This is a genomic window from Janibacter sp. YB324 (assembly GCF_014217915.1).
In the GTDB taxonomy this organism is placed as follows: Bacteria; Actinomycetota; Actinomycetes; order Actinomycetales; family Dermatophilaceae; genus Janibacter; species Janibacter indicus.
This window is the reverse complement of the sequence record NZ_CP060120.1, coordinates 2,985,669-3,000,526: the sequence shown is the minus strand read 5'-3', so window position 1 is coordinate 3,000,526 and position 14,858 is coordinate 2,985,669. Positions and strand designations below refer to the sequence as shown.

The following is a 14,858-nucleotide window of genomic DNA, read 5'->3' as shown; positions in this document are numbered from 1 at the left end:
CGGATGGTTGTGCGTTGAACCGGTAGTCCCCGGTGCCGGCAGGTCCCCATGAGGGGCTGCCGGCACCGGGGACTTCCTTTTCGTCCCGGGGCTGACAGGCTGGGGGCGTGCGACCACGCGAACACGTCCTCGTCGTCGGCGGCGGCATCGCCGGACTGGCGCTCGCCGCCCACCTCGGGCGCAGCACACAGGTCACCCTCGTCGAGGAGCGCCCGGAGCGCGCCGGGGCGGGCACGGTCCTCGCGCTGTGGCGCGGCGGCCGTGACGCCCTCGACACCATCGGCGTGGGGGAGCGGGTCCGGGCCACCGCGCTGCCCGTCGAAGGGGGAGGGCTGCGCTCCGCGGACGGGCGGGACCTGGTGGAGCTGCGCGACCGCGACCAACGGCTGTGGTTCACCCCGCGTCCCGACCTCGTGGCGGCGCTCGAGGCCGCGGTGCCCCCTTCGGTCACCCGCCTGACCCGCCTCGTCACCGATCCCCGCGCCGTCGCCGCGGAGGTCGGCGCGGACCTCGTCGTCGGGGCCGACGGGGTGCGCTCGGCCGTGCGACAGCACACCTTCGAGGGCAGCGCTCCGATCATCACCGACTGGGTCGCCCTGCGCGATCACCGCCCCGGCCCGCCGGTGCGCACCGCGACCGAGTGGTGGGGTGCCGAGGGCCTCTTCGGCCTGACGCCCGGGCCGCAGGGCGCCGCATGGTTCTGCGCCGTGCGCGCCGACCACCGCGACGCACCCCTCGAGCGGGACGAGGCACTCGCCCTCGCGCGCGGGCACTTCTGCGACTGGGACCCGCGCGTCGGAGAGGTCCTCGCGGCCGTCGGCGAGGAGGCCGACGTCCAGCGCATCCTCATCGCTCCCCGCCTGCCGAGCTATGCCGACGAGGGCGTCGTCCTCATCGGCGACGCCGCCCACGCCATGAGCCCCAACCTCGGTCGCGGCGCCAACGAGGCCCTCGAGGACGCGGTCGTCCTCGCCGACCTCATCCACCGCCGCGGGACGAAGGGGGCACCCCTCGCCTTCAGCAGGCGCCGCCGCCTCCGCGGCCGGACCCTGCAGCTCGCCGGCGCCGCCGGCCTGAGGGTGGCGACGAGTCGTCGCGGTGCCCGACTGCGCGACGCCGCACTGCGTCTCGTGCCCTAGTCTCTGGCGCGTGGACCCCCACCAGCTCGACATCGCCCGCGAACGCGTCCGCCTGCACCTGTCCCAGGGCCGCCACGACGCGGCGATGCACGAGGTCGAGCAGGCCCTCGCGAGCGCACCCGACGACACCGAGCTGCAGCGGCTGCGGGCCGTCACCCTCCTCGACTCCGGTCGCGCCCAGCAGTCGCTCGAGGCCCTCAACCACGCCCTCGCCACCGAGCCCGAGGACCCGACGCTCCACCTGCTCGCGTCGATGGCCCTCACCCGGCTGGGGCACCACGGCGACGCGGTGGCCGCTGCGTCCGAGGCGGCTCGGCTGGCCCCCTTCGAGCCCGAACCCCACCGCCAGCTCGCCCGCGCCCACGCCGCCTCCGGACGCCACGGCTCCGCCCCCGCCCGCGCTGCCGCAGCGCGCGCCCTAGAGCTCGCGCCGCGCGAGGCCGACAGCCATTTGGCGATGGTGGATGCGATCTTCCCCGACGGCCGGCAGCCGGGTCGCCGCGACCGTGAGCTCGCCGAGCACCACGTGCGGCAGGCGCTCGACCTAGAGCCTGAGTCCCCGGCAGCGCTCAACGAGCTGGCCCGCGTCCAGATGGCCGGGCGGCGCTCCGCGCAGGCCGCCGGCACGCTCTCCCGGGCGGTCGCCGGCTCGCCGCAGGAGCAGCTCCTCCACCACAACATGGACGTGGCCCTGGCCAACAACGTCGTCATGGCGCACTGGGCGCTGTTCCTCGCCATCTGCGTCATCGGCCGCGTGGACCCGCTCTCGGACCGCGGGAAGATGGCGGTCATCGCCGGTATCGCGATCCTCGCTCTCGGTTTCATCATCGGCCGCCTGCTCACCCAGGTGCGCCAGTCGCGGATGGCCTACCTGCGGGGCTTCGCCCGTCGGCAGACCCTCATCGCGGTGTGGGCGGCGCTCATCGGCCTGAGCTCCCTGTTCTTCGTCCTCAGCGCGCTCACCGGGCTCGTCGCCTTCCTCGCACTGGGCGTCGCCGCCCTCTTCGTCGGTGCGGTCCTGTCGTGGGTCGCGTGGTTCCGCAACCGGAAGTCCTGACCGGCCCGTGTCCCGGTGGTGATGGAGGATGGACCCATGAGCGACCTCATCGACTCACTCACCCGCGCCGTCGAGGCCAGCCCGCAGGACCTGCCGCTGCGCCTCCACCTCGCCCAGATGCTCGTCGACGCGGGCCGTGGCGACGAGGCCGTGACGCACTGCGCCACCGTCCTGCAGCAGGACCCGGGCAACAGCACCGCGCGCGACCTGATGACGCGCGCGCTGGGCGGACCGCCGCAGGCCTCAGCCGCGCCGCAGGTCGCCGCGCCGCCGGCGCCGTCCGCCCAGCCGGCGGCACCCCCTTCGCCCGCGACGCCGCCGCCCACCGCGACGGACCCGACCGAGCCCGGCGGCCATGACGGGTTCGACTGGGGCGCAGCGGAAGGCCAGCTCGGCGACGTCTCCCCGCGCCCGATGTTCGTCGACGGTGACCCGCACGCCTCCGAGGTGGCCGCCCACGACCTCGAGCGCCCCGGCATCACCCTCGCCGACGTCGGCGGGATGCAGGAGGTCAAGGCGCGGCTCGACGCGGCCTTCCTCGCCCCCCTTCGCCATCCAGAGCTGCGGCGGGCCTACGGCAAGTCGCTCAAGGGTGGCATCCTGCTCTACGGGCCGCCCGGCTGCGGCAAGACCTTCGTCGGTCGGGCGCTGGCCGGCGAGCTCGGTGCCGGCTTCGTCAACGTCGGCATCAGCGACGTGCTCGACATGTACACGGGCCGGTCCGAGCGCAACATCACGGAGGTCTTCGAGTTCGCCCGCTCGCACGCGCCGACCGTCATCTTCCTCGACGAGCTCGACGCGATCGGCGCCAAGCGCGCGACGATGCACAACAGCGGCATGCGCACGGTCGTCAACCAGCTGCTCATGGAGATGGACGGCGTGGAGGCCGACAACGAGGGCGTCTTCGTCGTCGGTGCGACCAACCAGCCGTGGGACGTAGACCCGGCGCTGCGTCGCCCCGGGCGCCTGGACCGCACCGTCTTCGTCTCGCCGCCGGACGAGGAGGCGCGGGCCGCGATCTTTCGCCACCACCTGACCGACCGGCCCGTCGAGGGCATCGACGTCGCCTGGCTCGCTCGCAAGTCCGCCGGCCTGTCCGGCGCCGACATCGCCCACGTCTGCGAGACGGCCACCGAGTTCGCCCTGATGGAGGGCGCCCGGTCGGGCACGATGCGTTACATCGGCATGGCCGACCTCAAGCGCTCGCTCGGCGAGGTGCGCCCGTCGACCGGGCCGTGGTTCACCTCGGCGAAGAATGTCGTCGAGTTCGCCAACGTCGACGGTGCCTACGACGAGCTGCGGGACTGGATGCGCCGCAACAAGGTGCGCTGACCCACATCGTCCCGGCTCCCGGCCCGCCCCCGCGTTAGGTTGACGCTCATGCGACGACGTTCCCTGCTTGCCTCCGTGCCGCTGGCCCTCACCCTCGCGGCCGGGTGCTCGGCCTTCGAGGAGGCGACCCCGCCCACGGAGGCCCTCGACAAGGCCCGCACGATCTACGTCGACTCGGGCACGGTCACCTTCGACCTGAAGTCCTCGGCGATCCCCAAGGGGCGCAACGGTGTCTCCGCGGCCAACGGCTCCGGCATCGTCGACAAGACGACCCCGAAGTTCCAGGGTCAGGTCACCGGCGTGATCGACGGCGCCTCCGCCGGCGTCGAGATCATCGCCATCGACGACAAGACGTGGATGTCCTTCTTCACCAAGGACTTCAACCCCGTCGACATGAAGGACCTCGGCGCGCCCAACCCCGCCGAGTTCTTCCGCACCGGCAGCGGTGTCGACCAGATCCTCGAAAACACCGAGGACGCCAAGGCGGGGGAGAAGACCCGGGACGGCGACACCGTGCTCCAGGAGTACACCGGCACCGTGCCCAAGGCCGACATCGAGCGGCTCTTCGGCCTTGCGGAGGGCGGCGACACCTTCGACGTCACCTACGGCATCGAGCCCGACAGCGGTGAGCTGCGGCAGGTCGAGATCACCGGTGACTTCTACAAGGAGTCGGAGACGACCTACACGCTGCGGCTCAAGGACTACGGCAAGAACGTCGAGATCACCAAGCCCTCCTCCTGACGTGTCGACGCCCGTCACTGCCGCCGTCACCGGGCGGGACCCGCGGGTCCTGCTCGCCCTCGCCTCGACCGCCGTGGCCCTCGCCGCGGCCGACACCTACGTCGTCGTCCTCGCCCTGACCGACATGATGAGCGGCGTCGGCCTCGGTCTGGACAACCTCCAGCGGGCCGCGCCGATCATCTCCGGCTTCCTTCTCGGCTACATCGCGGTCCTCCCGCTCATCGGCCGCCTCGCCGACCTCGTCCCGCGCTCGCGGATCCTCCTCGGCTGCCTCGTCGTCTTCGTCATCGGCTCGGGCGTCACCGCCCTCGCGGTGAGCCTCGACGTGCTCGTCGCCGGCCGCGTCGTGCAGGGCGTGGGGGGTGGCGGGCTCGTCCCCGCGACCCTCGCGCTCGTCGCCGACCTCTGGCCGCCGGGCCGAAGGGGGATGCCCCTCGGTGTCGTCGGCGCCGTCCAGGAGCTCGGCTCGGTCCTCGGTCCGCTCCTCGGCGCCGCGGTCCTCCTCGTCGCCGACTGGCGGGCGATCTTCTGGCTCAACGTCGTGCTCGGCGTCGTGCTGTGGGTGGCCATCGCCTTGGCCTCCCGGTCCCTGAGGAACGAGGCCACCCGCGGCCGAAGCCCGTCGAAGGGCCGGGACCGATCGTGGCCTGCGGCGGGGCTGGGTGTCGTCACGGTCGGCCTGCTCTGGCTCACCCTCGCCGCACCGCGGGCGCTGGCGACCGATGTCTACCTCGGGCTGCCCTTCGTCCCCTTCGCCGGCGACAACCGCCTCGTGACGCCGATCGGCCTGGTGACACTCCTGCTCGCGCTGCTGCTCGCCGGGCTCACCGTGCGCCGCTGGTGGCCACCGCTGCGCGAGAGTGACCTGCCCGGGGCGCTGCTGCTCGGCACCGCCCTCGGGTGCGTCGTGCTGACCTTCAGCTCCGCCGACCCCGAGACCGAGGTCGTCGGGCCGCTCGGCTACGCCCTGCTCCCCGTCGCGGTCATCGCGACGGTGCTCTACGTGTGGCGGCACCGGACCGCGGCGGCCCCGCTCGTGCCCCGCGGCACGGTCCGCGGCCGGACCGGCTGGTCGCTCGTCATCTCCCTGCTCGTCGGTGTCGCGCTCGTCGCGGTCGTCGTCGACGTCCCGCTCTTCTCCCGGCTGACGACCGACGGCTCCCAGACGGACGCCGCGATGGAGCTGGTGAAGTTCCTCGTCGCCGTCCCCGTCGGCGCGCTCGTCGGCGGTTGGGTGCTGCGCTGGGTCGGTGACGGGCTCTCCGCCGGAGTCGGCCTCGCGCTCGCCGCCGTCGGGCTGCTCGTCATGTCCGGCTGGGAGGACGGCTCGCTCGCCCGGGTCTCGGCGACGGTGACCCTCGCGGTCGTCGGCTTCGGCCTCGGCATGGCGCTCGCCCCGGTCAACGACGCGGCCCTGGCCGACGCCCCGCAGGAGGCGCACGGCACGGCGAGCAGCCTGGTCGTCGTCAGCCGCATGGTCGGCATGGTCGTCGGCCTGGCCCTGCTGACGGGCGTGGGCCTGCACCGCTACTACCAGGCGGTCGAGGCGCTGCCGCGCGAGCAGCAGACCGACGGCGGCGCCTTGCTCGACGCCGCCCTGCTGCAGGTGCACACGGTCTTCCTCGGGGCGGCCGGGGCCGCGGCGCTCGGCGCCGTCCTCGCGCTCGTCTGCCTCGGGCTCCGCCGCCGCGAGGGCTCAGGCTCGATCGCTCGCAGCTGGGGCGTCGAGGAGTAGCTCGACCTTGTCGGCGACGATCGCCGGCGCTTCGTAGGTGATCATGTGGCCGACGCCGGGCAGCGACCAGAACTGCGCGTCCGGGATGCCCGCGGCCAACCGCCGGCCCGCCGACACCGGCGTCAGCCGGTCGCGGGCACCGGTGAGCACGACCGTGCGGACCCCGGCGAAGGGGGCGAGGTGCTCCCGGAAGTCGAGCTCGCCGATCGCGCGGTGCCAGTCGGCGACGACATTGGCCCGGGTGCGGCTGGTCAACCGGCCCGTGGCGCGCACCGCCGCCGGGTCGGGGTCAGGCCCGAAGAGGTTGGCCGCGGTGAGGCGCGCCGTCGTCGGCAGGCCACGGGCGCTCGCCGGCAGGCGCCCGAGCACGGCCATGGCGATGCCCTCGCCCGGGACGGGACGACGGGTGCCGAGGTGGGCAGCCGTGCCGACCAGTGCGGCGCCGCGCACCCGCTCGGCGAAGAGGCCGGGCGCGACCTGCGCGAGCGCCATGACGGTCATGCCGCCCATGGAGTGCCCGCCGAGGACGATGTCACCCTCGGGAGCCGTCTCGGCGACGACCGCGCGCAGGGTCGCGCCGAGGTCGAGCAGGCTGACCCGACGGTCGCGACCGGGTGTCGAGAGCCCGTGCCCCGGCTGGTCGTAGGTGATGACGCGCAGGTGCGGCCGGCGTGCCTGCAGCTCCGCGACGACGCGGTCCCACGTCTCTGCCGCGAGACACCAGCCGTGGGCGAGGACGAGGGTCGGGCCGTGTGCGGCTCCGGCCGGGGCCGCGTGCTCACGGACCGCGATGCGCGCCCCGTCCGGGGCGACCAGGGTTGTCACGTGAGGGTCCGCGCTCACCGGGCGGAACCCCCTTCGGCTGTCTTGTCCACGGCCGCGCCGTCGTCGCCGTCGAGGCCCACGATGACCGGAGCGTGGTCGCTGGCGCCCTTGCCCTTGCGCTCCTCGCGGTCGATGGCCGCGCCGCTCACCCGCTCGGCGAAGGACGCCGACCCGAGGACGAAGTCGATGCGCATGCCGCGGCGCTTGGGGAAGGCGAGCTGCTGGTAGTCCCAGTAGGTGTAGGTGCCGGGCCCGGGGGCGTGCGGGCGCACGACGTCGGTGAAGCCCGACTCGAGGAAGGCGTGGAAGGCCGCCCGCTCCGGCGGCGAGACGTGCGTCTTGTCGGCGAAGTACTCCATCGACCACACGTCCTCGTCCTGCGGCGCGACGTTCCAGTCGCCGCACAGGGCGACCGGGGTGCCGTCGGCGGCCCACTCGACGGCGCGGTCACGCAGCCGGGCCAGCCACTCCAGCTTGTAGGCCATGTGCGGGTCGTCGAGGGTGCGGCCGTTGGGCACGTAGAGCGACCACACGCGCACGCCACCGCAGGTCGCGCCGATCGAGCGCGCCTCGGGCGCAACGGGATCGCCGAAGCCGGGATCGCCGTCGAAGCCGATCGCCACGTTCTCGAGGCCGACCCGGGAGAGGATCGCCACGCCGTTCCACTGGTTGATGCCGTGGTGGGCCACCTCGTAGCCGAGGTCGCGGAAGCGGTCGAAGGGGAACTGCTCCTCCTTGGCCTTGGTCTCCTGGATGGCGAGCACGTCGACGTCGCTGCGCTGCAGCCAGGCCTCGACGCGGTCGACGCGGGAGCGGATGGAGTTGACGTTCCAGGTCGCGATACGCACGGGCGCCACCCTAGCCACCGCCGGCATCGACGCCGGCGTCACGCTCTGCTGGGGCGTCGGCCCGGGCCGGGGCTGGGCGGCGCGGCGCTGCCCGCCGTGATGCTCGGGTCCGCGCTGCGCGTCGCATTCACGACGCGGGACCGGCGGCTGGCCACGGGGAAGGGGGGTCGTTAGCGTGCGGAGCATGCGCCCCTTCATCGAGATCCCGGCTGCGGACGGGACGGCCGAGGCCGTCGTCGCGCGGCCCGACGACCAGCCGCACCCCGGCGTCCTGCTGTGCATCGACGCGCTCGGGCTGCGGGCCCGCATAGAGGAGATGGCTGACCGCATCGCGTCGTGGGGCTACATCGTCCTCGCGCCCAACACGATGTACCGCTCCGGCACGGCGGCCGAGACCACGCCCCGCACCGACCTGCGGATCCCCGAGGAGCGGGCCGCCTACGGGGCCGTCGCCGCGCCCTACCTCGCCGCGCTCGACGGGCCGGCGATGGAGCGGGACACCCCGCACTACGTCGCTGCGCTGCGGGCGCTCGACGGCGTGACCGACGGGCCGATCGGCGTCACCGGCTACTGTATGGGGGCGAAGTTCGCGACCCTCGTCGCCGGCCTCGAGCCGAGCGTCGCGGCGTGCGGCGGATTCCACGGCGCCCGCCTGGCGACCGACGAGCCGGACAGTCCACACCTGCGACTCGCCTCTGCCACAGCGGAGTTCGTCTACGGGCACGCCGACAAGGACCAGTCGATGCCGCCCGAGAGCATCGAGCTGCTCGACCGTGCCCTCGCCGAGCACGGGCTGACCGCGACGACCGCGGTCTACCCCGACGCGCCGCACGGCTACACGATGACCGACACCTCGAGCCACCAGCAGGCGGGCGAGGACCGGCACTGGCGCGAGCTGCGCGAGCTCTTCGACCGGACCCTGGGCGCATGAGCACGGCACTGGTCACCGGCGCCACCGCCGGCATCGGGCGCGAGTTCGCCGGGCAGCTCGCCGCGAAGGGGGTCGACCTCGTCCTCGTCGCCCGCGACGAGGCCCGGCTGGCGGCCGTGGCCGGCGAGCTCTCGGGTCGGCACGGTGTGGCCGTCGAGGTCCTGCCGGCCGACCTGTCCGACCGGGCGCAGCTTGAGCGGGTCGCCGAGCGGCTGCGTGACGCGGCCCGGCCGGTCGACCTGCTCGTCAACAACGCCGGCTACTCGCTGAACTCACGCTTCGTCGACAGTGCCGTCGAGGCCGAGGAGCAGCTGCTCGACGTGCTCGTGCGGGCCGTGCTCGTCCTCAGCCACGCGGCGGCGACCGCGATGGTGGGGCGGGGGAGTGGGCAGATCATCAACGTCTCGTCCGTCGCCGGCCTGAGCGCGAGCGGCACCTATGCCGCGGCGAAGTCCTATGTCACGACCTTCACCGAGTCCCTCTCCGGGCAGCTCGCCGGGACCGGCGTGCAGGTGATGGCGCTGCTGCCCGGCTACGTGCGCACGGAGTTCCACGAGCGCGCGGGCATCGACAAGGGCGAGCGCGCGGGGCCCTTCTGGCTCGACGCGGGCGATCTCGTGCGCCAGGCCCTCGCCGACTCCGAGCGCGGGCGGGTCGTCTCCGTGCCCAGCGCGCAGTACAAGGCGATCGTCGCCGTGGCCCGGCACCTGCCGCGCGCCATCGTGCGCAACCCGCGCATCACGGCGCTGCACCGCAAGCCGGACTGACCTCCCCTTCGCCGGAGACTGCATTGCCCTACGGCAATGCGAAGGGGAGGCTGCATTGCCCTACGGCAATGCGCGCAGGTGACTGCATTGCCGTAGGGCAATGCGAAGGGGAGGTGCCAGAGCGCTCGCGGATCCCCCTTCGGGGGCGGCGCCTCCCGGCCCGGCGCGGTCTGCCACCGGCACGCGACGCTGGCGGCGACGGAGTCCATAGACTGCGGGCGTGACTGACATCGCTGCCGACCGCGCCCGCCTGCTCGAGATCGTCAAGGACAAGGCCATCGTCCACGGACGCGTGACCCTCTCCTCCGGCAAGGAGGCCGACTACTACGTCGACCTGCGCCGCATCACCCTCGACGGCGAAGCCTCCCCGCTCGTCGGTCGCGTCATGCTCGACCTCGTCGCCGATCTGGACTTCGACGCCGTCGGTGGGCTGACCCTCGGCGCCGACCCGGTCGCCACGTCGATGCTCCACGCCACCGCGGCGAAGGGGGAGCGGCTGGACGCCTTCGTGGTGCGCAAGGCCGGCAAGGCGCACGGCCTGCAGCAGCGCATCGAGGGCCCGTCGATCTCCGGTCGCCGCGTCCTGATCGTCGAGGACACCTCGACGACCGGCAGCTCGCCCCTCGAGGCCGCCAATGCCGCCCGCGAGGCGGGCGCCGAGGTCGTCGCCGTCGCGACGATCGCCGACCGGGCGACCGGTGCCGCGGAGAAGTTCGCCGAGGCCGGCCTGGAGTACCGCCACGTCTTCGGGCTCGAGGAGCTCGGGCTCGCCTGAGTCCTCGAGGCGGGCGCCCTTCGAGACGGTCGCTGAGCGACCTCCTCAGGGAGCGGTGGGTATCGGCCTAGGGAAATGCCGGGCTAGAGGTTAGGCTCTCCTAAGTCAGTCGATTCCGGTACCAGGAGAGTCATGAAGATCGCCGAGCTCAAGGACCGCGTCGTCCTCGGCGCCGCCCGCGCCTACGCGCGGCGCACGATGGCCGACTACGCGGAGCGTCCGGAGGAGTCGCAGTTCACCGTCACGGTGTCGCGGGTCGTCGACCTCAACCCCGTCATGCGTCGGATCACCCTGAGCGCGCCGGAGCTGACCCGCTACGAGCTGCTCGGCCCCGACGAGTACTTCGGCCTGCTCATGCCCGGAGCCGACGGCGGGCTGCACCTGCCCGACCCCGAGCGGACCAATGTGCGCACCGCCATCGCCGACATGCCCGAGAGCGAGCAGCCCGGCCTGCGCTGGTACACCGTGCGCGCGCTGCGCCGGGACGAAGGGGAGCTCGACGTCGACATCGTCACGCACGGTGACTCGGGGCCGGGTTCGGCCTGGGCGACGACCGCGGTCGTCGGCGACGTGGCCGGCTTCCGCTCCGGGGGTGCGCTGTACTCGACGTGGGACGCGCCGCGCCAGCTGATCGTGGCGGACGAGACGGCCGTGCCCGCGCTGCTCGCGATTCTCGAGGAGCGCTTCCGTCGGGGGCTGCCGGGTCTCGGCGAGGGCATCGAGGCGCACGTCGAGGTCGACTCCCGCGTGGTGCTCGACGGGCTCGACCTCCCGGCCGCGGTGACCGTCCACGAGCGCGGCGACGCCGCGCCGGGCACCGCCGTGCTCACCGCCCTCGCGACCGCCCCGGACCTGACCGCCGACCTGGACTACGCGTGGCTGTGCGGGGAGTCGGGGCTGGCGACCTCCCTTCGTCGTCACCTCGTGCAGGAGGTCGGGATGGACAAGCGGGCCATCACCTTCTCCGGCTACTGGAAGCTGGGTTCGGCGCGGGGCTGAGTCAGGCGCGGACGCAGAGGAGGCCCGGCGCAGCATCAAGCCGAAGTCGAGAACGACCACGCAACCACGCGACGACGAGGGACTTCGGCAGCGCGCCGGGTCTGCTCGGCGGCCGCCACGTGTCGCAGAGTCGGCAGGTAGCGTTCCACCCATGGAGCCGCACCTCGTCGCCCTCGATGTCGACGGCACGATCGTCACCCACGCCGGAGAGCTCGGGGAGCGCACCCGAGAGGCGATCCGGGCCGTCGCCGACGCCGGCCACGAGATCGTCATCTCGACGGGCCGATCGGTCGTCGCGACGCTGCCGATCCTGCGCCTGCTCGACCTGCAGCACGGGTTCGCCGTGTGCTCCAACGGCGCCGTGACGATCCGCCTCGACCCGACCGCCCCCGACGGCTACACCATCGACGAGACGGTGACCTTCGACCCGCGGCAGGCGCTCACCCTCGTCATGGAGCACGCGCCGCACATCCTCGTCGCGGTCGAGGAGGTCGGCGTCGGCTTCAAGGTGGCCCGGCCCTACCCCGAGGGCGTGCTGCAGGGCGAGCAGGTCGTCGTCCCCTTCGAGGAGCTCGTCTCCCGCCCGACGACCCGCGTGACCTTCCACGACCCCGAGGGGCAGAGCGAGGACTTCCTCGAGCTCGTCGAGCGGATCGGCCTGCACGGCGTGAGCTATGCCGTCGGCTACACCGCGTGGCTCGACCTGGCGCCCGAGGGCGTGTCCAAGGGGTCGGCCCTCGAGCTCGTCCGCCGCAAGCTCGGGATCGAGCCCTCGCACACCTTCGCCGCCGGCGACCAGCGCAACGACCTCGAGATGCTGCGCTGGGCCGCCCGCGGCGTCGCCATGGGTGGCGCCCCGCCGGAGGTCGTCGCGGCCGCCGACGAGACGACCGGGTCGGTCGATGACGACGGTCTCGCAGACGCCCTTCGCCCGCTCTGCTGACCGGGGGCACATCGGGGGGCATCATGTTCTCGTGACCCGCACCCCTGACATCGACGACGCCCGCGACGCAGTCCGCACGGTCGGCGACCACCCGGCGCTCGAAGCCCTCGCTCGCGTCGGCTTCGCCGCCTCCGGCCTGCTGCACATCGTCCTCGGCTACACCGCCGGCCGCGTGGGCTGGGGCGGAGGCGGGCAGGCCGACCATTCCGGCGCCCTCGCGACGCTCGCGAGCAACCCCGCCGGCACGGTGCTCATGTGGGTCATCACCGTGACCCTCGCCGGCCTCGTGCTGTGGCAGCTGACCGTGGCGGTCGCGCCGACCGGCGGCGACTCCGGTGCCACCGACCGGGTCAAGGCGCTCGCCAAGGCCGTGGTCTACGCCGCGCTCGCCTGGACCGCGGGGCGCTTCGCCGTCGGGTCGGGGTCGTCCTCGTCCTCCGAGCAGTCCTCCCAGGACGTCACCGCGACCCTCATGCAGGCGCCGGCCGGCCAGGTCCTCGTCGGTGCTGTCGGCGTCGCGATCATCGCCGTCGGTGGCTACCACGTCTACAAGGGCGTCACCCGCAAGTTCCTCGACGACCTCGAGGAGCACCCCGGGCGCCTCGCGACGGTGGCCGGCATGGTCGGCTACCCGGCGAAGGGGGCCGTCCTCGCCCTCGTCGGCGTCTTCTTCGTCATCGCCGCGATCCGGCACCAGTCCTCGCAGGCCGACGGCCTCGACGGTGCCCTGAAGTCCCTGCGCGACGAGCCCTTCGGCCCCGCGCTGCTCACCGTCGTCGCGGCCGGTCTCGTGGCCTTCGGCCTCTACTGCTTCTCCCGGGCACGCCACCAGCGGATCTGACCTCCCCTTCGGCGTTAACCCTTTGCCATGACGAAGGGGGAGTCCCTACCCTTGTCGGGCCCGACCGGTCGGTGACAGCGCCCGGTCCCCCCGACCAGAGGTGATGACCCGCCCGATGCGGCACCAGATCTCCCGCGACTGACCAGCGCGACCGACCGCGGCCCACGCACCGCGAGTCCCGTCGGCGTGCGCTCGCCGCCACGGCAGGAGATCACCCATGTCAGCACCCACCGCGGGGGCCGACGCCCTCGTCACCCTCACCCACCTCACCCTCGACTGGCCCGACGGCACCCGTGCGCTCGACGACGTCAGCGGGTCCTTCGGCCACGGCCGCACCGGGCTCGTCGGACGCAACGGCTCGGGCAAGACGACCCTGCTGCGCCTCATGGCCGGCGAGCTCACGCCGACCTCCGGCGCCGTGCACGTCGCGGGCACGGTCGCCACGCTGCCGCAGCAGCTCGGCCTCGACACCACCCGCACCGTGGCCGAGGCGCTTGGCATCGCGCCCGTCCTGAGCGCGATCAGCGCCATCGAGGCGGGCTCGCTCGACCAGGCGAACTTCGATGCGGCAGAAGGCCGCTGGGGCATCGAGGCCGAGGCTCTCAGTGCCCTCGCGATGCTCGGTCTACCCGCGGAGCCGGAGCTGTTCGACCGGCAGCTCGGCGCCCTCTCCGGGGGTGAGGTCGTCACCGTCGGGCTCGCCGCACTCCAGCTGCAGCGGGCCGACGTCGCGCTGCTCGACGAGCCGACCAACAACCTCGACCGGGCCTCCCGGGAGCGGCTCGTCGCCGCCGTCGACGCGTGGCCGACGCAGCGCTCGCTCGTCGTCGTCAGCCACGACACCGAGCTGCTCGAGCACGTCGACCGGATCGTCGAGGTGCACGGGCGGGAGCTGCGCAGCTTCGACGGGCCGTGGTCGGTCTACCGCGCGGCGATCGACGCCGAGCAGCAGGCCGCCGCCGACGCCGTGCAGGCCGCGGAGCAGGACCTGCGCCGGCAGAAGCGCGACCGCATCGAGGCCGAGCTCAAGCTCGCCGGCCGGCAGCGGATTGCCGACCGCGACTCCGCGAGCAAGCGCGCGCCCAGGATCATCATGAAGACCTGGGGCATGCAGGCGGAAAAGTCCGCCGCCAAGCACCGCGACATCCACGACGACCGGCTCCAGCGGGCCAAGTCCTCGCTCGCCGACGCCGAGGCGCGGGTCCGCGAGGACCGTTCGGTGCGCATCGAGCTACCCGCGACCCGCGTGCCGGCAGGGCGCACGGTGCTGACCGTGCGGCCGGTCGGTCCCGACGAGGTGACGGCGGCCCCCCCTTCGAGGCTCCTCCGTCACACCTCTGGACGACGCCTTCGCGATGTCGTCGTGCGCGGACCGGAGCGGATCGCCCTCACCGGGCCCAATGGCGCCGGCAAGACCACGCTGCTCCGCGAGGTCCTCGGGCTGCCGACGCGCGTGGAGCCGGTGGCGCGACTCGTCGGCCGCATCGACGAGGCCGGTCACCTGCCGCAGCGGATCGAGCTCGACGACGACCTGACGATCCTCGAGACGGTGCGGGCGGCTGCGCCGACCGTGCCGCCGCAGCAGGTGCGGACGTCGTTGGCGCGCTTCCTCTTCCGGGGCGCGCTCGTGGAGCGGCGGGTCGCGGGCCTGTCCGGCGGCGAGCGCTTCCGCGTGGCGCTGGCCAGGGTGCTGCTCGCGGACCCGGCGCCGCAGCTCGTGGTGCTCGACGAACCGACCAACAGTCTCGACGTCGACAGCGTCGACCAGCTCGTCGACGCGCTCTCGGCCTACGAAGGGGCTCTGCTCGTCGTCAGCCACGACGAGGACTTCCTCGGCCGACTGGGCCTCACCCGCCGCTGGGAGATCCGCGACGGCCGGCTGGGCGAGACCCCGGTGACCGCATTGCCGTAGGGCAATGCGGGCA

14 protein-coding genes are annotated in these 14,858 nt (G+C 73.4%); 12 read left to right on the top strand and 2 right to left on the bottom strand.

Going from position 1 to position 14,858, the window contains the following annotated elements:
* The first annotated feature begins 107 nt into the window (after positions 1-107).
* From H7A72_RS14745 to H7A72_RS14725, 5 genes are read left to right on the top strand one after another with little or no spacing between them, the layout of a single operon-like run.
* A complete protein-coding gene (locus H7A72_RS14745; protein WP_185220994.1) occupies positions 108-1,139 on the top strand; it encodes an NAD(P)/FAD-dependent oxidoreductase in 1,032 nt (343 codons plus the stop codon).
* Positions 1,140-1,149: 10 nt separating this feature from the next.
* Positions 1,150-2,196: a tetratricopeptide repeat protein gene (locus H7A72_RS14740; protein ID WP_185220993.1), complete on the top strand. Its 1,047-nt coding sequence runs from the start codon at positions 1,150-1,152 to the stop codon at positions 2,194-2,196.
* A gap of 36 nt (positions 2,197-2,232) precedes the next feature.
* Positions 2,233-3,528 (top strand): AAA family ATPase, encoded by a 1,296-nt coding sequence (locus tag H7A72_RS14735; RefSeq protein WP_185220992.1) that lies wholly within the window; start codon positions 2,233-2,235, stop codon positions 3,526-3,528.
* A gap of 48 nt (positions 3,529-3,576) precedes the next feature.
* Positions 3,577-4,269, top strand: a complete 693-nt coding sequence (locus tag H7A72_RS14730; RefSeq protein ID WP_185220991.1) for an LppX_LprAFG lipoprotein — start codon at positions 3,577-3,579, stop codon at positions 4,267-4,269.
* A gap of 1 nt (position 4,270) precedes the next feature.
* The gene (locus tag H7A72_RS14725) at positions 4,271-6,004 is read left to right on the top strand and encodes an MFS transporter (RefSeq protein ID WP_185220990.1); all 1,734 of its coding nucleotides are present in this window, start codon (positions 4,271-4,273) and stop codon (positions 6,002-6,004) included.
* Here H7A72_RS14725 and H7A72_RS14720 read toward each other — a convergent pair.
* Positions 5,966-6,829 (bottom strand): alpha/beta fold hydrolase, encoded by an 864-nt coding sequence (locus tag H7A72_RS14720; protein WP_185220989.1) that lies wholly within the window; start codon positions 6,827-6,829, stop codon positions 5,966-5,968. The genes H7A72_RS14725 and H7A72_RS14720 overlap by 39 nt on opposite strands.
* Positions 6,830-6,843: 14 nt before the next feature.
* Positions 6,844-7,677 (bottom strand): exodeoxyribonuclease III, encoded by an 834-nt coding sequence (locus tag H7A72_RS14715; protein WP_185220988.1) that lies wholly within the window; start codon positions 7,675-7,677, stop codon positions 6,844-6,846.
* Between the two features lie 184 nt (positions 7,678-7,861).
* Between H7A72_RS14715 and H7A72_RS14710 the strand changes: the two genes are divergently transcribed.
* The 7 genes from H7A72_RS14710 to H7A72_RS14680 all read left to right on the top strand — a co-directional run bounded on the left by H7A72_RS14710 (position 7,862) and on the right by H7A72_RS14680 (position 14,845).
* Positions 7,862-8,608 carry a dienelactone hydrolase family protein gene (locus tag H7A72_RS14710; protein WP_185220987.1) on the top strand — a complete coding sequence of 249 codons (747 nt, stop codon included), beginning with the start codon at positions 7,862-7,864 and terminating at the stop codon, positions 8,606-8,608.
* Complete coding sequence (locus H7A72_RS14705; protein WP_185220986.1) at positions 8,605-9,375, top strand: SDR family oxidoreductase; 771 nt, start codon at positions 8,605-8,607, stop codon at positions 9,373-9,375. Before H7A72_RS14710 ends, H7A72_RS14705 begins: the two co-directional genes overlap by 4 nt.
* 220 nt (positions 9,376-9,595) lie before the next feature.
* Entirely contained in the window at positions 9,596-10,150 is a 555-nt protein-coding gene (pyrE, locus tag H7A72_RS14700; RefSeq protein ID WP_072625704.1) for an orotate phosphoribosyltransferase, read from the top strand.
* A 132-nt stretch (positions 10,151-10,282) separates the two neighbouring features.
* Entirely contained in the window at positions 10,283-11,149 is an 867-nt protein-coding gene (locus tag H7A72_RS14695; RefSeq protein ID WP_185220985.1) for a siderophore-interacting protein, read from the top strand.
* Positions 11,150-11,300: 151 nt separating this feature from the next.
* Entirely contained in the window at positions 11,301-12,092 is a 792-nt protein-coding gene (locus H7A72_RS14690) for an HAD family hydrolase (protein WP_072625702.1), read from the top strand.
* Between the two features lie 31 nt (positions 12,093-12,123).
* Positions 12,124-12,933, top strand: a complete 810-nt coding sequence (locus H7A72_RS14685; RefSeq protein ID WP_223277667.1) for a DUF1206 domain-containing protein — start codon at positions 12,124-12,126, stop codon at positions 12,931-12,933.
* Positions 12,934-13,150: 217 nt separating this feature from the next.
* Positions 13,151-14,845 (top strand): ABC-F family ATP-binding cassette domain-containing protein, encoded by a 1,695-nt coding sequence (locus tag H7A72_RS14680; protein WP_185220983.1) that lies wholly within the window; start codon positions 13,151-13,153, stop codon positions 14,843-14,845.
* Positions 14,846-14,858: the final 13 nt, after the last annotated feature.